Source organism: Nitratireductor sp. ATLC21, from assembly GCF_057196525.1.
Genome location: NZ_JBXUOU010000002.1, coordinates 876,371 through 895,326, shown reverse-complemented (window position 1 = coordinate 895,326; position 18,956 = coordinate 876,371). Strand labels below are relative to the sequence as shown.

Genomic DNA, 18,956 nt, shown 5'->3' with positions numbered 1-18,956 from the left:
TCGCAATCGTGGACGTTCGATCCTTTCACGATTGCGGCTGCCCCCTTTGTTCAGCGACCAGCCGTTCCTCACCAAGACCTCCGGCAGCGGACTTTTCCTATGCCCATAACGGCTTTGTGAAATTCCCCTTGCAGCGCTATACCGCTTCCCATGCGTTCGCCGCTGCCCGACCTTCTTGCCGATCTTGTTGACCTGCTTCCCCGGGACGAGCGGGCGCTTCTGCTTCGTCTGCATAGCAGCAGTGAAGGCGCTGAACTGTGCACTCTTTTGGTCGGGAGCCATGAGCGTGGCGCGGCCCGCAGACTGGCCGGACGGCTTCCCCGCACAGTCCACTACCACCAGGAAGAAAACACACTTGTGGCAAGGCGAAGCGCGGTTGACCACTTGTCGAGCGCTCTGACGCAGGAGGAGTGCGGGACATCGTCCGTGGATGATCCCGTAACGCAGATCGTTGCTGCTCAGGAGAATGGTGACCACCAGCGTGCGCTGACCCTGTTTCAGGAAAATGGTGGCATCTACTTCATCCACTTCCATGGAAATGACGCCTGCCTCGACGTCCTGAACCGATTTCCCAAGGCCATGGTGGACACCGAAGAAACATTGACCATGGCGCTTGCCATGCACGCGCTCAAGGCTGGCAACGTCACCCATGCACGCTATCTCATGGCCCAGCATTTCGGCAACGAGATGCACAGTCTCGAAACTGTCATCTCCGCGCGCGGGCGCTACCCGCTGGCTGTACGCCAATTCCGGTTCCTGATGGCGATCTATGAAGATCAACCCATCTCCAATCAGCTGCGCGAAAAGCTCTTCGACATGCTGGCCGAGCTGCCGATTGACGATCATCTGCATCGCGGCAGTTTCTACAACGCAATGCTTGCGGTCTGCCTGCAGCGGCAGGAACTGAACGAGGCCGAGGAGATCGCCAAGCGCGCGCTTTATCACTATCAGCAGGCACAGGCTCATCTGCTCGTCTTTTACATCGAACTGCATTGTGTCGTCTTTTCGTTGCAACGCGGCATGCTTTCAGAGGCCGAGCTCCGTGTGCAGGCGGCGCAGGAGGCCCTTGAGCGCGTGCCCTTCGACGTCCCCGCCGATCGTAGGCTTATGTCCTTGCTGGAAGGTGTGCTCGCCTATGAAAAAGGGGAGGCCGAACATCTGGTCCGCTTCGTGGCCGAAGAATTCGACAAATTCGCCTATGGCGAAATCTGGCCCGCCGTGGTCGAGCTTGCGCTTGTTTATTGTTCACAGGTTGTCAGCCGCCAGGTGGGGCTTGGCGCGGCGATCAGTTTTCTGGACAAGTGGCGCGTGCAGGAATGGCGATCCCGTCGCTTCAACACGGCGATCACCATGCGCGAAGTCGAGCTCTTGCAGAATGCCAATCGCTGGCAGGCCGCCGCCGACCGGCTCATGGCGGTGCAGTCGCGCATCAACCTGACATGGGTGGAAACGGCAGAAGAAGCACTCTCGCGCCTGGTCGACCCCATCGAGATCGAACTAGCGATGGCGTGGCTTCGTCATCTCATACAACACCTTCCCCGAAGGCCTCTGCTGCGCGCCCAGATCGAAGCGCTGCTGCGCAATGAACATATTGGCGAGAGAGACAAGGGCCGGTTGCGGCTTTGGGCCGCCTACCTCGCGCGGGTCCACCGGGACATGACCCGGGCGCGCCACCTGTTTGCAGAGCTTCTGGACGAACTGGCCCGCATCGGCGTCATCACTCACCTGCTCGGCGACATAGGCCTGGTGGATGCTCTCGTGGATGACAAGCGGGTGGGCTCACAGGTGATCTCGACCGCCGAGCGACGTGCGACATTGCGCAAACTCCACGGGTTTTCTCCCGGGCGCGAAACGAAATCCACCGTGCTCACCGCACAGGAACTGCGCGTTCTGCGACTTGTGGCGGAAGGCGGCACCAACAAATTCGTTGCGCGGCAGCTGCGGCTTGCGGAGGTGACCGTCAAATTTCACCTCACCAATATCTATCGAAAGATGGGTTGTCAGCGACGCGCAGAGGCGGTCGCAGCAGCGCGCTCCCTTGGATGGCTTTGAGGCAAAAACCTATACTAGATTGATTAAAACCTAGACTCTTGAGGCGTTGCGACGGAACGCCTCCCAGCCGCAGGATACCAACAACAAAGATCGCACCGATCCAGGTGCGGCGGTTCGGGGATCAAGGCTGCATGCAGGAGAACTATCTCTACACCTTTGCCAAGCGCATTGCCGGTTTCGTCGGCGTGCTGTTCGTTCTGTCGCTGATGATCTTCATTCTCGCCCGCGTGGTACCGGGTGATCCTGCGCGCATCGCACTCGGCCCAAGCGCCTCGCAGGAGCAGGTTGACGCAATGCGCATGGAAATGGGGCTCGATCGTCCGCTGATCGAGCAATATGTCACCTATGTTACCAACGCGCTGCAGGGGGACCTCGGTCGCTCGCTTATCTCCGGCCGCGCCGTCAGCACCGAAATCGCCAGCCTGCTTCCGGCGACCCTGGAACTGGTTCTGGTCACCGTTATCCTGATGGCGTTGCTGGCCATTCCGCTTGGCGTCATCACCGCACGCTATCGCAACACCTGGATCGACAATACGGGACGGCTGTTTTCCATCGTCGGCGTCACCATGCCGAGCTTCCTCTTCGCCATACTTCTCCAGCTCTTTGCAGCATATTTTCTGACGAACTGGCCGATCATCGGCCGGATCGACCATTCGCTGGCCGCACCCACGGGGCCCACAGGGCTGCTCTTGGTGGATTCCCTTGTTCACGGACGCTTCGATGTGTTCCTGGACGCGCTTCAGCGCATTCTGTTTCCCGCGCTTGCGCTCGCCATGTCGGGTATCGGCCAGATCACCCGCATAACCCGGTCCGCAATGATCGAGAACCAGCGGCGTGATCATGTGCTGACATTGCAGTCCTTCGGCGTGCCTGATCGCGTCATTGTCTTCCGCTATTTGCTGAAGCTGTCTTCCATCGCACCGCTGACGATCATGGGACTGGAGTTCGCCTCGCTGATCGGAAACGCTTTCGTGGTCGAACTCGTCTTCTCCTGGGGTGGGTTTGCTTCCTATGGCCTCAACGCCATTCTCCAGAAGGACCTCAATGCGGTGATGGGCGTGGTCCTGTTGTCAGGCCTTTTCTTCATCGTCGCCAATATCGTTATCGACATTATCCTGCTCATGCTTGATCCGCGTCTTCGTCTCAAGGAGGCGCGCTGATGTCCTCCAGCAGGCCTCTTGAACTCGAAGCCCTTACTCCGCGCTACATGGCGTGGTACCGCTTCACGCGCAATCCCACCGCCATCATCGGCGCGGCCATGGTGCTGTCGGTCATTCTGCTGGCGATCCTCGCACCATTGATTGTGCCCTATCCCGAACATGTGGGTGCGGCGGTCAATTTCCGGGCGCGGCACGCCGCACCGGACCTTGCCTATTGGCTCGGCACCGACAAGGTGGGGCGTGACATTCTCACCCGCGTCATTTTCGGGTTCAGGGTTTCCCTTCTTCTGGTTGTCGGTGTGCTCGCCGTGGCAGTTCCGCTTGGCGCAGCACTGGGGCTGGCGGCGGGCTACTTCGGCGGCTGGACAGAGCGCCTCATCACCGGTCTCACCAATGTCATGCTGGCCATCCCGCCGCTGGTCATGGCGCTGGCGGTCGGCAATGTGCTCGAACCCAATCTCGTCAACGCGATGATCGCCATCACCCTTCTCTGGTGGACCTGGCATGCGCGTCTTGTCTATCGCGTTTCCAAGTCGATCGCGGCTGAAGATTTTGTCGAGGCTGCGCGGCTTGCCGGCGCAAGCCATTGGCATATTCTGACCCGTGAGATCCTGCCGAACTGCATCTCCGTCATCTCGGTCAAAACCACCCTGGATGCTGCCTTCGTCATCCTGTTCGGGGCGACGCTCTCCTTCCTGGGCCTCGGGGTCAAGCCACCGACGCCGGACCTCGGCTCCATGGTGGCAGACGGTCGGCAGTTCCTGCCGGAAATGTGGTGGGGCGTTCTGGCACCCGGCTTTGCCATCTTCTACGCCACCCTCGGTTTCAACCTGCTGGGCGACGGGCTCCGCGACATGTTCGACGTGGAGGTTTGACGATGACCGCACTTCTCGACGTCTCAGGCCTTAACGTCGCCTTCCAGACCTATGGACGCCGGCACCATGTGTTGCGGGATGTTGCTTTGACAATCCCGCAAGGTGGCCGTGTCGCCCTGATCGGGGAAACTGGGTCCGGAAAATCGGTCACCAGCAAGGCTATTCTCGGAACGCTGCCGCGCAACGCACGGGTGGAAAGCGGATCGATCAAGTATCGCGATGAGGATGTTCTGAGCATGCCGACAGCCCGGCGCGACGCGCTAAAGGGCACCGCCTTTTCCGTGATAATGCAGGACCCGCTTTCCTCGTTCAATCCGGTGTTCAAGATCGGCAGGCATCTCGATGACGTTCTGTATCATGCCGACCGGCGTCTCGGACGCAGAACGGGCGCGGCGGAGCGTCAGAATCGGATCTTCGAAGTCCTGCGCCGCGTTCAGCTGAATGATCCGGAGCGGATTGTCTCCGCCTATCCTTCCCAGCTTTCCGGCGGCATGCGTCAGCGCGTTCTGATCGCGCTTTCCCTTCTGCACCAGCCGGATCTCCTGATCGCCGATGAACCAGGAACCGCGCTCGACGTGACAACGCAGGATGAGATCATGAAACTCATCAACCGTCTCGTCGATGAAAACGGCCTCTCCCTGCTGATGATTACTCACAATCTCGGCGTCGTGCGGCAGATGGCGGACGATGTCTATGTGATGCGTTACGGAGAGATCGTTGAGCACGGACGTCTCGGCGAGATCTTCTCCACACCACGCCAGGACTATACCCGTGAACTGATCGATGCGATCCCGCCCCTTTATGGGAAGAAGGTGGAAGACCAGAAGCCCGCCACAGCTGCGCCCATCGTGGAGATGCAGAACGTTACAAAGGTTTTCGAGCAGAAACCCCTGATCGGTCGGCGGACCAGACATGTGGCCGTTTCGGACGTGTCGCTATCGGTGCGGCGCGGAGAAGTCTTCGGCCTTGCCGGCGAATCGGGTTCGGGAAAAACCACCGTCGCGCGCATGGTCATGGGCCTGATCGATGCCTCCAGCGGTTCGGTGACCGTCGACGGAAAACCAGTCGCCAGCGAGCGCGGCAGTGATGCCTTCCGGCGAAAGATCCAGATCGTTTATCAAAACCCCGGCACCTCTCTCAATCCGAAGCGCACCGTGGGACAGACGCTTGCGGTTCCCCTCACATTTGCCGGATTGAACGGCAAGGCGCGGGACGCACGCATCACCGAGCTTCTCGCACAGGTCGACCTGCCGGCCAGCTATGTCGGAAAATACCCGCATGAGCTATCCGGCGGGCAGAAGCAGCGTGTTGCCATTGCCCGCGCCCTCGCCGCCGATCCGGAAATCATCGTCCTTGATGAACCGACATCCGCGCTCGACGTCTCCGTGCAGAAGAATGTCATCGCGCTTTTGACACGGCTGCGTGAAGAGCTTGGATTGACCTATCTCTTCATCTCTCACGACCTGTCATTGATGCGCAATTTCTGCAGCCAGATCGCGATCATGCTGCGCGGCGAGATAGTCGAGGCCGGTGAACCGCGCACGCTGTTCCAGGCACCACAGCACCCATACACCCGCGCGCTCATCGCCGCCGTTCCGGTGATCAGCGACGAGGAAGAAGCCCACAAACCCCGCGTGAGCGATGAGGAGCGGCGACGCTACCTCGTCGACACGGCGGCCTGAGAACCCTTCAGAAAGGCAGGACCAGAAAAATGTATCGTCTAGGGATCGATGTTGGCGGCACGAACACCGATGCGGTGATCATGCAGGGCCGCAATGTGCTTTCCGGCGTCAAGGCCTCGACAACCGAGGATGTGACCTCCGGCGTGCGCGAAGCGATGGAAGCGGCAATTTCCAAGGCCGATATCGACCGTTCGAAGATCACGACCGTCATGATCGGCACAACACACTTCACCAACGCGGTGATCGAGCGCCGGCATGTCAATCCGGTGGCAGCGATCCGGCTTGGCCTGCCGGCAACCGCTTGCCTGCCACCGATGGTCGACTGGCCGGACGACCTGCGCGAGGCAGTCGGGGGCCATGGCTATCTCGTGCGCGGCGGCTACGAGTTCGACGGCCGCGAGCTTGCCGCACTCGACCTTGAGGAAATCGACCGGATTGCCGACGACATCAACGCCAAGCGCATTGGAGCCGTCGCAATCACATCCGTGTTCGGTCCCATCAATGCGCAGATGGAAGAGGAAGCCCGCAAGCGCCTCCTGACAAAGTGCCCTGACATCCCGGTGGTCCTCTCCAGCGAGATCGGCCGCATCGGCCTCCTGGAGCGCGAAAGCGCTGCCGTCATGAATGCGAGCCTGCTTCAGCTCAGCGCTCGCACGGTAGAAGCCTTCGCTGATGCCCTGAAATCGGCCGGCCTTCACTGCCCGTTCTTCATCACCCAGAACGATGGCACACTGATGGGGGCGGAGACGGTAAAGCGCTTTCCGGTGTTGACCTTCGCGTCAGGCCCGACCAATTCCATGCGCGGGGCCGCCTTCCTCACGGGTGTGCGCGACGGCATCGTTGTGGACATCGGCGGCACCACCACTGATATCGGGTCGCTCCAGCACGGCTTTCCGCGCCAGGCGGCCACGGTGGTAGACATCGGCGGTGTGCGAACCAACTTCCGCATGCCTGATGTTTTCTCCATCGGGCTGGGCGGCGGCTCGCTTGTGCGCCAATCGGGCGACCAGGTCACCGTTGGCCCGCAATCCGTGGGCTACCGCATCACCCGGGAAGCACGCGTCTTTGGCGGTGACACGCTCACCACGACCGATATCGCCGTGGCCCGAGGCGAAGCGGAGGTGGGTGACCGCGCCCGCGTCGCCGACCTCGACCCGGCTCTGTTGGAAGCAGCCCGCGCCGAGATGACCAGCATGCTGGAGCGCGCCATCGAGCGCACGCGCCTTTCTCCTGACCCTGTCCCTGTCATTGCGGTCGGCGGCGGCTCGATCTTGATGCCGGAGCAGATCGGCGATCTGAAGGTCATGCGGCCGGAAAATTTCGCCGTGGCGAATGCCGTTGGCGCTGCGATCGCGCAGATCAGCGGAGAGGTCGACCGCATCTTCTCGCTGGAGAAAGGACTGACGCGCGAAATCTGCCTCAAGCAGGCCGAGGACGAGGCGCGCGAAAAGGCCATCCGCTCCGGTGCCGTGGCCGAGACGATCGAGACCATCGAACGCGAAGATGTACCACTGGCCTATCTGCCGGGAAATGCGACCCGTATTCACGTCAAGGTCGTGGGCGAGATGGGAGGTCACGATGCTTGATCGCCAGGACGGCCGGTGGCGCCTCGATGAGGCGATGGTCGACGCGCTGGAAATCGGCTCGGGCATTCTCGGCACGGGCGGCGGCGGTAATCCCTATATCGGCAAATTGCGGGTGCGCCAGGCTTTGCGTGATGGCCATGTCATGGAGATCATCCCTCTGGAAAGCGTTCCGGACGAGGCACGCATCGTGGCGATGGGGGGCATTGGCGCTCCTCTCGTTTCGCATGAACGCATCAAGGAGGGACGCGAAGGGCTGCGCTGTGTCAGGGCGCTGGAAGAGCGTCTTGGCATAAAGGTGGACGCGATTGCCTGTGAGGAGATCGGCGGTCAGAATTCAATGGAGCCCTTGATCGCAGCCGCGATGGCAGGTCTGCCTGTCGTCGACTGCGATGGCATGGGCCGCGCGTTCCCGGAAATGCAGATGACCACCTATGCCATTTACGGGCATCGCTCGACGCCAAGCGTCATGTGCGATCCCCACGGCAACGTGGTGATTTTCGACCATGCGATTTCAGAACTCTGGCACGAGCGGATGGCGCGAGCCTGCGTCGTCTCACAGGGCGGCGCCTCGACGCTGGCAAGCGCTCCCATGTCGGGAGAATTCATCAAGCGCTACGCCATTCCCCATTCCTACAGCAAAGCCATTTCGCTCGGGAACGCCGTTCTCGATGCCCGACGCGAGCACCGCGACCCTGTGGAAGCGATCTGTGAGAGCGAAAACGGCGAAGTGGTGTTTCGGGGCAAGATTGTCGATCTGAAACGCCATCTGGCCGGAGGCTTCGTCCGCGGCGAAGCAATCATCCAGGGTTTTGACACCTATGATGACGATCAGGCTTCCATTCACATCCAGAACGAGTTCCTGATCTTCTCGCGCAACGGCGAGATCGAGGTCATCGTCCCTGATCTGATTGTCGTCCTGGATGCTGACAGCGGCGAGGCGATTTCCACCGAAATGCTGCGATACGGCCAGCGCGTTGCGGTGCTCGCCCTTCCCTGCCATCCGCTCCTGCGCAGCCCCGAAGCGCTTGATGTGGTGGGCCCGAAAGGGTTCGGCTTCGGAGACATCGCCTTCAAGCCGATGGACACGAACGACAAGAAAGGTGCGGCATGACCTCCTTTTCTGTGAACGCGGATGACATGGACGCCATCGCGCTCGGCGGTGCATTTCTGGGCACGGGCGGCGGTGGCGATCCGTATATCGGAAAGCTGATGGCAAAGCAGGTCATTGCCTCGCACGGGCCGGTCACCGTCATTTCCGCCGACGAACTTCCCGACGACGCCTTGTGCATCCCCGTCTGCATGATGGGAGCTCCGACCGTGATGGTCGAGAAACTGCCCAATGGCGAGGAAGCCCGCGAGGCCCTCAGCCAGCTCGAGACCTTTCTGGGCCGCAAGGCCGATGCCCTCATCTGCATCGAGGCGGGTGGCCTGAATTCCACCATCCCCTATGCCGTTGCAGCCGCCACCGGGTTGCCGCTGGTCGATGGCGACGGGATGGGCCGGGCATTCCCGGAGTTGCAAATGGTGACGCTGACGATCCACGGCATCTCGGCAACACCGATGGTTTTGGCCGATGACAAGGGCAACAGCTCGGTGATCAATGCGATCTCCAACCGGTGGACCGAAAGACTGGCACGCTGTCAGACGGTGGAAATGGGTGGCGCGGCGCTTGTCGCACTCTACCCCATGAGCGGAGCAGAGGTGAAACGCGGCATTCTCCACGGCACCATGTCACTGATCAAGGAGATCGGCGAGACGATGGCGGCGGAGCGCAAGGCAAGCCGCAATCCTGCAGCCGCCCTTTTGAAGCGGCTGGACGGCAAACGCCTGTTTACAGGCCGCGTCGTCGATATCGACCGGCGAACCGTCGGAGGCTTCGCCCGCGGCAAGGCTCTGTTCAAAGGGATCGACGAGGATGAGGGACGGTCCTTTGAAGTCGAATTCCAGAACGAGTTCCTGGTCTGCCGCGACGATGATGGCCTTTTGGCTGTCACACCCGATCTGATTTGCGCGCTCGACGCCGATGGCGGCCTTCCCGTCACAACAGAGCAACTTCGCTACGGGCTGGCGGTCAATATGATCGGGCTTGCCTGTGATCCCCAATGGTCGACCCCCGAGGGGCTTGAGCTCGTTGGGCCCCGATACTTCGGCTACGAGCATGACTACGTGCCGCTGAACCAGATGTCCCGGTGAGAAGGACGCAACATTGATGGAACCAGAGAAGAGGAACAGGACAATGAGACTTTTGAAACATGCGCTGGCCGGTGCGGTTCTCGCTGCCACCACAGCGTTGACTGCGCCGGCTGTGGCTCAGGACAAGCTTTCGCTTGTCGTCAACGTCGTGCAGATTTTCGGCACGGTCGATCCGGCCAAGATCACCGACTACACCGAGTATATGGCTGCCGTGAACCTCTATGACGGTCTCACAACCGTCAGCAGTGGCGGTGAGGTGGTGCCCCAGCTCGCGGAAAGCTGGGAGGTCTCCGACGACAACCAGACCTACACCTTCAAGCTGAAGCAGGATGCGACTTTTCAGGATGGCAGCCCGGTGGAAGCCAGGGACGTTGTCTATACCCTGCAGCGCCTTCTTTCGCTGAACGAGGGTCCGGCCTATCTCTTCTCCGATCTCGTCGATCCGGAGAACGTCAAGGCGCTCGATGACCATACGGTTGAAATCCGGATCAACCGCGTCTACGCGCCGTTCATTTCCATCACGCCGCTGGTTCTCGTGGTCAATTCTGATGTGGCCAAAGAACAGGACGGCGAGTGGGGCGAGGACTACCTGGCCGAAAACAGCCTCGGCGCCGGCCCCTACAATCTCAGCGGCTGGACCCGCGGCGCCGAGATGATCATGCAGCGCTACGAGGGCTACCACGCCGGCTGGGCCAAGGATCGTCCGATCGACGAACTTCGTTTCGTCGTCACGCGCGACGAAGCCACGGTGCGCGCGCTCGCCCAGCGTGGTGAGCTGGGTCTCTCCTCCCAGTATCAGAGCAGCGAGACCTACAAGGCCATCGAGGCGCTCGACACCTACAAGCTGATCGAGGCCAGCACCGCGACGGGCTTCTACCTCAAGGTCAACAACCAGCTCCCACCCACCGATGACGTGCATATCCGTCGCGCCATCGCCTATGCGCTGGATTATGCGACCATCCGCGAGGTCATCTATCCGGGTGGCGAGATGAAGAGCGTGCTTTCCTCGCTGTTCTCCGAAGCGCATCTGGACGAGCTCCCCTCCCCCGAATACAGCCTCGAGAAGGCCGCCGAGGAAGTCGCCAAATCAAAATATGCCGGCGACAAGCCGATCAAGCTTGGCCATGCCTATGTCGCCAACACGGCGTTCGAGGAGGAGATCGGGCTGCTCTTCAAATCGACGCTGGAGACCATCGGTTTCGAGGTCGATCTGCAGCCGGAGCCGTGGAACCGCATCACCGAGCTCGCCACCAAGGTGGAGACAACGCCGAACACGGCGCAGGTGTTCTACGGTCCGACCTATCCTTCGCCCGATTCCGTGTTCTTCGTGCAATACCATTCGCGCGCGGCGGGCACATGGTCCTCGATGTCGTGGGTGAACGACCCCGAGGTCGACGCGATGATCGACAAGTCCCGTGCGACGGTGGATGAGGCGGCGCGCAATGCCATCTACAAGGACATCCAGGCGCGCCTGCACGAGAACATGGCCGAAATTCCGCTTCTCACCCAGTTGAAGCGCATGGCAGCCCATTCCTGCCTCCAGGGCTATGCGGAAGTGCCGATGCAGAGCTGGGACTATGACTTCTCGCGCATGTGGTGGTCCTGCGAGGGCTGAGCCATAAGCGGCTCATCCCGCCGCAACCGAAGCCAGCAGGCCCCGAAACCGCTCGGGGCCTGTTTTCGTTGGCCATCAGCTTTTCTGCCGGTCAGGGTCGGGCCGAGGCCTTTTGCGCGTGCGAAGGGGCTCCGCCTGCCGCCGTTTCCGGCAGCCCCGACCACGCATCGTCGCGCGCAATGCGCCGCGCCTCGCGCATGCCCCGCGTGATGCTTCCCATCCCCTTCAACCGGCGCTCCACGGCCACCAGCCGCAGGATTTCCTTGAGGGCGACGAGCGCCGTACCGAAGGCGAAGGGTATCGGCCTGTAGCGGCCCTTTGCGCGCAGATAGTGCACGAGCAGCCCGCGATTGCGCATCATGTAGAAGCGCGAGAGATCCGATGCCTCGGCCAGATGCCGCACGCCCAGGCTGATCTGCCGCTGATGGCGCAGGCGCTGCAGCACCACCCCCTTCACGCACACGACATCGGTCACATGCGAGGCCAGCCAGCCATAGGCGAGATCGTCCCAGGTGATGAAGAAGCGCGGATCGGGAAAGCCGATCGCATCGACCACCGAGCGGTGCACGAAAAGGCCCTCGAACGTGGCGAGGTTCGTGTGCCACACATCGGCGCGTCGAAAGAGGTTGCCGGGGCGCGGCAGCGCCACGCCGAGGGCGGGAAAAAAGACGTTCTGGAAGAAGAACGGCCTGCCGTCGCTGTTCTCCCGCTCTCCCATCAGGCAGCGATATCGGCCGGCATGGGCAAGCAGCGTCTCGAGCCCGGAAGGGGCGAGCGCCACGTCGTCGTCCATCAGCCACATCCATTCCGCGCCGGCCGCGTGGGCCAGGCGAACCCCTTCGTGAAAGCCGCCTGCCCCGCCCAGATTGCGCTCAAGCAGGCGATAGTCGAGCTCGACCGGCCCAAGGGCAGCGCGCGCCGCCTCCACCACGGCGGGCGTCTCGTCGCCGCTGGCATTGTCGATGATGACGAGGCGCTCCGGCAAAAGGGTCGAGCCCGCCACGCTTTCCAGCAATTGCGCCAGCATGGCGGGCCGCCGATAGGTGACGACCACCACCGCCACGCCCCTGGCGATCCGCCTGCCTTTGCCCGTCTCGACGCCGGTCACGGGTTCAGATGCGGCGCGCGGTCGAAGCGATAGGCCAGTCCGTCGCGGAAGGCCCGCCACCAGAAAGCGAGCCCCGCCCAGTCGAACCGCCGCTTGACGATATAGACAAAAGGATAGAGCACCAGATCTCCCACAAAGCTCTTCAGCCGCCTGTGCCGGCGCGCCAGATAGCCGCGATTGCGGAAGAAGTAATAGCGCTTGAACTCGGTTTCGGGAATGAGAACATTGACGCGGCCGGAAATGATCGGGACGATCTCGCCCCAGCCCGGCGGGTGGGCCACCACGGCATTGGTGACCGTGCCGAAGCGGATGCCCGCGCGCCTGAGCCGCACCATGAAATCCACCTCATCGCCGCGGATGAAGAGCCGCATGTCGGGCAGGCCGACCTTGAAGAAGACATCGCGGTGCACAAGCGCACCATTGAAGAACTGGGCCATGGAGGGGATGAAGTCCAGCGTCTCCACCGCCGCGCGGTCATGCGTCAGCTTTCCGCGCACGCGGAAGGGAAAGGACAGGCGCTGCTGGTCCTCGGGCGCGACGATGATGGGCGAAACAACCTCCAGCCCCCGCGCCTTCGCCTCTTCCAGAAGCGTTTTGAGGCAATCCTCACCGACCGGAAAGGCATCGTCATCCATGATCCAGACCCACTCGGCCCCGCCGGCCAGCGCCGAGAGGATGGCATAGGAAAACCCGCCGGCACCGCCCATGTTGAGGCGGGTGGGGATGGAGTGATTCCCTATAAGCGGCTCCCCATCCTTCTCTAGTCGCACAACAACACAGCCGTGCCGCGAGGCTTCGGCAACTCGATAATGAATATCGCAATCAAACGACCGATTGGCGTTGAGCACGGATAGAGTGACAACTGCGGATGACACTGATATTACCCCAATCGGTTGCACCGTTCGCCAACATTTTTCCAGGACGCAAGTATGAAAAAACTCACGCTGAAAGGCATTCAAATTCCCATAGATCGTTCGGTGTTTTCGGACAAGATGATAGAGGTCATTAAGAATGGCAGCTATGAATATGAGGAATCCTATTCTCTCCCAGATATTATTCAAAACGGGGAAAGAATTGTCGAGCTCGGCGGCGGCATTGGATATATTTCATCAATAGCTTGGAAGACGGAACGAGTCGATTCACTCACCGTCATTGAAGCCAATCCTGACTTGATACCGGTTATTAGAAAAACCCACGAACTAAACGGTGTCCCATCCACAATAATAAATTCTGTGGTTACCCCTCAGAAAGAGAAGGATACGCTTCCTTTCTATATTCGTGAGGATTTCTGGGCGTCTTCTCTCTCCGCAGAACCATGGTCCTATGAAAGAAAAGTCGACGTTCCAACAATCTCGTGGGCAGAGATATTAAAAGAACACGCTCCCACTATGATTATCTGTGACATTGAAGGTGGAGAATCAATTCTCTTTGACTCAATTCCGCTGACCGGTGTCAAAAAGGTATATATTGAAGTTCATCAAAATGTTCTTGGCCGTGTAGGGGTCAAGCGTCTATTTGATTTCTTTTCAGAAAAAGATTTCCATTATGACGTCTATCACTCGTCCCGAAATGTAATACTTTTCAGTCATGTTCTCCGTTGATGTACTCAACATCATATTATTGCTGAATCACACGGGTTACACCTTATTCAGTGCCTTCTAAAAAGAGGCTACGGATTATTTGTACTAATTGAAAAAATGGAGAGGCAAACATGGATGCGTCTATTATTTTATAGATCTAATTTTAAAACTTCGGAACAGAAGATAGGGTTGCATTAAATGGGAAAAATAAAGCAAATGATACTAAGGGGCTTACGCTCCAGAGAAAATGCAGTAGATATTCTCGGGGTAGGCGCACAAAAATCGGCAACAAGTTGGGCAGCATATGCTCTGAATCTTCATCCGAGCGTCTGGATTCCCACTCATGTCGCATTCTCTGGCAAAGAGGTGTCTTTCTGGGATAATAGGATGCACAGGGGGATCGACTGGTATACGAAAAACCTTCGTCCACCCCAAACTGGACTTAAGGTTATGGACGTTAGTCCTGGATATTTGCGCATAGACCGGGCGCGAGTTAAATTGTGCCATCAAGCATCACCGCGAGCCCGGGTATTTTTGATCCTACGCAACCCGGTCCACAGGGACTGGTCGTCGCTCCTTATGGAGGCTGGCAGATTGGGTTTTGAGCCCAAAGACGCTCCCTTTAAAAAGCTTAAAGATTTCTATGAACGCACCCCAGTGGAAATGCACACTGACTACCTTGGCGGCTTGGAGCGTTGGCGTTCATTTTATCAGCACCAACTGTTCGTGGGCCTATACGATGATGTACAACAAGATTCGGAAGCATTTTATAAAAAACTATGCGAGCACTGTAAAATAGATCCAACTCAGATTTCTGACTGGAAAGAGAAAGTAAAAGTAAAAATATTCAAAGGCCCCGGCCTTCCTATTCCTTCAGACTTTGAAGACTATCTCCGTGAAAAATACCGACCTATGATAGGTGAACTCTCAACAGAACTTGGTCGTAATTTATCCCACTGGCTTGAATCAGAGTGACACCTGCCCCCCCTCCCCAAAAAAAAGGGGAGGGCAATTATCACACTATCAATGAGAACTGCGGGCGGCGTTAAAACAATTTACGATGAAAACGGTAGATACCTGTGTAAATTCTAAAAGCAAAATAGAATATAATAGGTGATCGGGAAGCAACTAGAGCCATATAATAATCCTTGTTCCGACCGCACTTCCTCAAACAGCTAAAAACATCCGCACGGATACCTGATATTGAATCCTTAAGAATAATCCTATACTTAGAAATTTCGGATCTATAAGGATTTTTTAAAACCACTTTTTGTCTTGATAGATCTTTCACCCCCCAAACATACGTCTGAAGTTGCAAAGCGCGCCAATAAATCTTGTCGGAATCAGATATTTTTTCGCAATTCCTGGCAAAATAAGGCTCATTGAAGCTCATGGCGCGGACCATATCAAGGTCTTTCCGCGGCATCCTCGAACTCATTATGCTACCTTCCCTTTGCCGATATAGTATATACCCCTCAGGAATATAATAAAAACTTGATGCTTCCACGATAATTGATGGTATTGTTGATATATCCTCGAAATAGGCGCCAACAGGATACCTTATGCTCTCGTAAAATTTAGACTTAATAATATACGACCAAGCATATATTCTCAGATCTGAAAATATTGACTGAATAATCCCTGAGTCATGCCCTAATAGCTGATGCGGCTTTAATGATCTGTTTTTGGGCCTCCTGAGAGTGTAATCGACATTCTCGACCACCCTCCCGTTCCGATAAAAGAAATCTCTTTTGTTGCTGTGAAGAAAATAAAAATCAAACATGATGACATCAGGCTTATCTTCTGTCATCACTCTAAAAATAGTATCAATGTGATTGTTATTTATTAAATCATCACTATCGACACACCATATATACTCACCTGACGCGCAGGAAATCCCAGTATTTCTAGCTTGCGACAGCCCCATATTTTCGTTGTGTGATATTATCTTTATCTTATTTTTAAAATTTTCATTCTTCGAAAGCCAATCCTGTATTACATTGACACTTCCGTCCTTAGAGCAATCATCTACGAATATGACTTCTGCATCCTCGTTGAGGATTGTGGTCAGGGTGTCGGCGAGTTCTCCAACGTACGCCTCGACGTTAAACACCGGAACTACCACGCTCAAAAGCATTTACGGCTTCCTTTCAAGAGATCGCCAAAGGTTTTCAATGCAGCCCCGATCGCCTGGTGCATGTCGAGATAGCGATAGGTGCCGAGGCGGCCGCCGAAGATCACATTCTCTTCCGCATCCGCCAATTCACGGTAGGCCCGGTAGGTCTCCTTGTCCTGCACCGTGTTGATCGGATAGTAGGGCTCGTCGCGGCGCTCGGCAAAGCGGGAATATTCCCGCGTGATCACCGTCTTTTCCGTCTGGTAGTTGCGCTCGGGGTTGAAGTGGCGGAACTCCAGAATGCGCGTATAGGGAATGTCCTCATCGGCATAATTCATCACCGATGTGCCCTGGAAGTCGCCCACGTCGAGCACCTCTTCCTCAAAATCGATGGTGCGCCATTTCAGCTCGCCCGCGCGGTAGCCGAAATAGCGGTCGATGGGGCCGGTATAGACAACCGGCGTGCCCGCCGGGATCTGCTCGCGGATCTCGAAATAATCGATGCCCGTGCGCACCTCGATCCGTTCATGGTCGAGCATGCGTTCGAAGATCGCCGTATAGCCGTCCACCGGCAGGCCTTCATACGTGTCGTTGAAATAGCGGTTGTCGAACGTATAGCGCACCGGCAGCCGGGTGATGATCGACGCCGGCAGCTCGCGCGGGTCTGTCTGCCATTGCTTGGCCGTGTAGCCGCGGATGAACGCCTCGTAGAGCGGACGGCCGATCAGCGAGATCGCCTTTTCCTCCAGATTCTGCGGATCGTGGCCGGCCAGTTCGCCTGCCTGCTCGGCGATCAGCGCGCGCGCCTCGTCCGGGCTCATCCGGCGGCCGAAAAACTGGCAGATCGTGCCGAGATTGATCGGCATCATATAGGCCTGCCCCTTGTAAGAGGTGAAAACGCGGTGGCGATAATCCGTGAATGCGGTGAAGCGGTTCAGATAATCCCACACAACCTTGTTGGGCGTGTGAAACAGATGCGCGCCATATTTGTGGATCTCGATGCCCGTGCGCGGGCAGGTGTGCGTGTAGGCATTGCCGCCGATGTGATCGCGTCGGTCGATGACGAGAACGCGACGGCCGAGCTCGTTTGCGGCCCGCTCCGCGATGGTGGCTCCGAAAAAGCCCGCACCGACGATGACCAGGTCGTACTGACTGAAATCCACGTTTGCTACCCTTGGTAGATTGAGCGGGCTTTCCGGCACCGAGAATCAGTGCCGGACACGACAGTAAAGCCGGTGCTTTCCTATCGCGCCATGTCGCGCATCTCAAGGGTTACAGACGGAAATTGTTCGTGACCATCCGGTGGGCGACGCGCCGTGGCAGGCAGACGCGTTACACGCTAGACGGGTTTCTCCTCCAGCGGCGCGAATTTCGTCACCCGCCCCTTTTCCAGCACCAGAACCTTGTTGCAGACCCGCTGGATCAGCTTGTCGTTGTGGCTGGCCAGCACCACGATGCCCGCCTGCCCGGTCAGTGCGTTCATCCGCTCGCCGGCTTTTTTCTGAAAGGCCGCATCGCCGGCGCCGATCCACTCGTCCATGAGCAGGATTTCCGGCGTCAGCGTCGTCGCCACGGAGAAGGCCAGCCGCGCGGCCATGCCCTGGCTGTAGGACTTGAAGGGCATGTCGATGAAGTCGCCAAGCTCGGAGAATTCGATGATCTCCGGCATGGCCTCCTCGATCTGTTGCCGGGTCCAGCCATTGATCAGCCCGCGCAGCTCGATGTTGCGCCGGCCGGTGGCTTCCGGCCTGAAACCAAGATTGATGTTGAACAGCGCATCGACACGGCCCGAGATCGACAGGTTTCCCGAGGTCGGCTCCATGATGCCGTAGAGCATTTTCAGCAGGGTCGTCTTGCCGGCCCCGTTGGCGCCCACAAGCCCCAGCCGGTCGCCGGCAGAAAGCTCGAAGCTCACATCCTCCAGCGCCTGAACATGCTGGCGGCGACCGGAGCCGGAGATCGTCCCGCCCGTCTTCAGAAGCCTCTTGTCCTTCGGCCGCAGGGTGAGCGGGCGCAGGATGCGATAACGCAGCCCGACCGATTGGGCCTTGATCGAAACCGTCATACGACAAACACCACTTTCTTGCGCAATGCCCCCAGCAGGAAGAATGCCAGGACCCAGGCAAATGCCGAGATCCCCAGACACAGGACAAGCTCCATCACCGGCAGCTCCCCGCTGATGATGGGTTGGCGGACGATGGCGAGAAAATGCGTGAAGGGATTGTACTCATAAAGCATCTGCCGCAGCCCGCCGTCATTGCCGTGGATCCAGAAGATCGGCGTCAGGAACATGCCGACCCGCACCAGATTGCCCGTTATGAACTCGAAATCCGGGAAAAAGGCGCCCAGCAGGGCAAAAATGGTGATGACGGCCGGCAGTGCCAAAACGATCACGGCCAATCCCGCAAACGCCATCAGCCATTGCTCCAGCGAGGGCTGGACAAGGAACAGCATTAGAACGATCCAGCCCGCGCCGGAATAAGCTCCCCGAATCACCGTCTGCATGGCAAGGCGCATCACATAGACGAACAGCGGCAGCGTCGTCCCCTTGATGTAGTTGGCTTCCCGCCGAAACAGCGGCACGGCCATGTTGATGGTCTCCGACATCAGCAGCCAGACATAAAGCCCGGTCGCTACATAGGCCGGAAAATTCTCTATCTCGTTGCGGTGGCCGAACACGACCACAAAGGCACCGGCGAAGAGAAAATAGTTCAGCACAAGCCAGAGCGGGCCCAGGGTCGTCCGGCGATGCTGGTCGCCAATGCTCTCGCGGGCCAGAGCCACCCAGACCGGGTAGCGCCGAAAACCCGATGCGATCTCCGCGAGCGCCCCTTTGAACACCTCTTGCAAGGTCATCCGCATCAACCCCGTTCACGCAGCATGGAGTAACGGCATTGCCCGTTAGCCATAAATAGCCGGGCTGGCGCAATGCCCTTCCACAATCCAGGTTTCCAAGCGGGACGCGCGCAATCGGGCGACCGCGGCGGAA

At 58.5% G+C, this 18,956-nt stretch carries 16 protein-coding genes; 10 read left to right on the top strand and 6 right to left on the bottom strand.

The genetic code is table 11. The annotated features are described in order from the left end of the window. The first annotated feature begins 150 nt into the window (after positions 1–150). The 8 genes from AC2CHD_RS11860 to AC2CHD_RS11825 all read left to right on the top strand — a co-directional run bounded on the left by AC2CHD_RS11860 (position 151) and on the right by AC2CHD_RS11825 (position 11,163). A complete protein-coding gene (locus AC2CHD_RS11860) occupies positions 151–2,052 on the top strand; it encodes a helix-turn-helix transcriptional regulator (protein WP_484553845.1) in 1,902 nt (633 codons plus the stop codon). Positions 2,053–2,183: 131 nt separating this feature from the next. Continuing rightward, positions 2,184–3,212: an ABC transporter permease gene (locus AC2CHD_RS11855; protein ID WP_484553844.1), complete on the top strand. Its 1,029-nt coding sequence runs from the start codon at positions 2,184–2,186 to the stop codon at positions 3,210–3,212. Continuing rightward, the gene (locus AC2CHD_RS11850) at positions 3,212–4,087 is read left to right on the top strand and encodes an ABC transporter permease (RefSeq protein ID WP_229447737.1); all 876 of its coding nucleotides are present in this window, start codon (positions 3,212–3,214) and stop codon (positions 4,085–4,087) included. The genes AC2CHD_RS11855 and AC2CHD_RS11850 overlap by 1 nt, the downstream gene beginning before the upstream one ends. A gap of 2 nt (positions 4,088–4,089) precedes the next feature. Then, positions 4,090–5,769, top strand: a complete 1,680-nt coding sequence (locus AC2CHD_RS11845) for a dipeptide ABC transporter ATP-binding protein (protein ID WP_484553843.1) — start codon at positions 4,090–4,092, stop codon at positions 5,767–5,769. Between the two features lie 29 nt (positions 5,770–5,798). Then, on the top strand, positions 5,799–7,355 hold the full coding sequence (locus AC2CHD_RS11840; protein WP_229447739.1) for a hydantoinase/oxoprolinase N-terminal domain-containing protein: 1,557 nt from the start codon (positions 5,799–5,801) through the stop codon (positions 7,353–7,355). Next, positions 7,348–8,466 (top strand): S-methyl thiohydantoin desulfurase family protein, encoded by a 1,119-nt coding sequence (locus AC2CHD_RS11835; RefSeq protein ID WP_484553842.1) that lies wholly within the window; start codon positions 7,348–7,350, stop codon positions 8,464–8,466. Before AC2CHD_RS11840 ends, AC2CHD_RS11835 begins: the two co-directional genes overlap by 8 nt. Continuing rightward, positions 8,463–9,548, top strand: coding sequence for an S-methyl thiohydantoin desulfurase family protein (locus AC2CHD_RS11830; protein WP_229447741.1), 1,086 nt, complete (start codon positions 8,463–8,465; stop codon positions 9,546–9,548). Before AC2CHD_RS11835 ends, AC2CHD_RS11830 begins: the two co-directional genes overlap by 4 nt. A gap of 43 nt (positions 9,549–9,591) precedes the next feature. Next, a complete protein-coding gene (locus AC2CHD_RS11825; protein WP_484553841.1) occupies positions 9,592–11,163 on the top strand; it encodes an ABC transporter substrate-binding protein in 1,572 nt (523 codons plus the stop codon). Between the two features lie 91 nt (positions 11,164–11,254). Here AC2CHD_RS11825 and AC2CHD_RS11820 read toward each other — a convergent pair whose 3' ends face one another. Together AC2CHD_RS11820 and AC2CHD_RS11815 are read right to left on the bottom strand one after the other, a co-directional pair. Next, a complete protein-coding gene (locus AC2CHD_RS11820) occupies positions 11,255–12,271 on the bottom strand; it encodes a glycosyltransferase (protein ID WP_484553840.1) in 1,017 nt (338 codons plus the stop codon). After that, positions 12,268–13,041, bottom strand: a complete 774-nt coding sequence (locus tag AC2CHD_RS11815) for a glycosyltransferase family protein (protein WP_484553839.1) — start codon at positions 13,039–13,041, stop codon at positions 12,268–12,270. The genes AC2CHD_RS11820 and AC2CHD_RS11815 overlap by 4 nt, the downstream gene beginning before the upstream one ends. A 159-nt stretch (positions 13,042–13,200) precedes the next feature. On the opposite strand from AC2CHD_RS11815, the gene AC2CHD_RS11810 reads away from it, so the two are divergent. Next, positions 13,201–13,872, top strand: a complete 672-nt coding sequence (locus AC2CHD_RS11810; RefSeq protein ID WP_484553838.1) for a class I SAM-dependent methyltransferase — start codon at positions 13,201–13,203, stop codon at positions 13,870–13,872. Positions 13,873–14,049: 177 nt separating this feature from the next. Further along, the gene (locus AC2CHD_RS11805) at positions 14,050–14,826 is read left to right on the top strand and encodes a sulfotransferase (protein WP_484553837.1); all 777 of its coding nucleotides are present in this window, start codon (positions 14,050–14,052) and stop codon (positions 14,824–14,826) included. Positions 14,827–14,896: 70 nt separating this feature from the next. On the opposite strand, the gene AC2CHD_RS11800 is transcribed toward AC2CHD_RS11805, so the two are convergent. The 4 genes from AC2CHD_RS11800 to AC2CHD_RS11785 form a co-directional block, all read right to left on the bottom strand. Continuing rightward, complete coding sequence (locus AC2CHD_RS11800; RefSeq protein WP_484553836.1) at positions 14,897–15,988, bottom strand: glycosyltransferase family 2 protein; 1,092 nt, start codon at positions 15,986–15,988, stop codon at positions 14,897–14,899. Then, complete coding sequence (glf, locus tag AC2CHD_RS11795; RefSeq protein WP_484553835.1) at positions 15,979–17,130, bottom strand: UDP-galactopyranose mutase; 1,152 nt, start codon at positions 17,128–17,130, stop codon at positions 15,979–15,981. Before glf ends, AC2CHD_RS11800 begins: the two co-directional genes overlap by 10 nt. A gap of 176 nt (positions 17,131–17,306) precedes the next feature. Then, positions 17,307–18,032 (bottom strand): ABC transporter ATP-binding protein, encoded by a 726-nt coding sequence (locus AC2CHD_RS11790; protein ID WP_484553834.1) that lies wholly within the window; start codon positions 18,030–18,032, stop codon positions 17,307–17,309. Beyond that, positions 18,029–18,823 (bottom strand): ABC transporter permease, encoded by a 795-nt coding sequence (locus tag AC2CHD_RS11785; protein WP_229447750.1) that lies wholly within the window; start codon positions 18,821–18,823, stop codon positions 18,029–18,031. Before AC2CHD_RS11785 ends, AC2CHD_RS11790 begins: the two co-directional genes overlap by 4 nt. Positions 18,824–18,956: the final 133 nt, after the last annotated feature.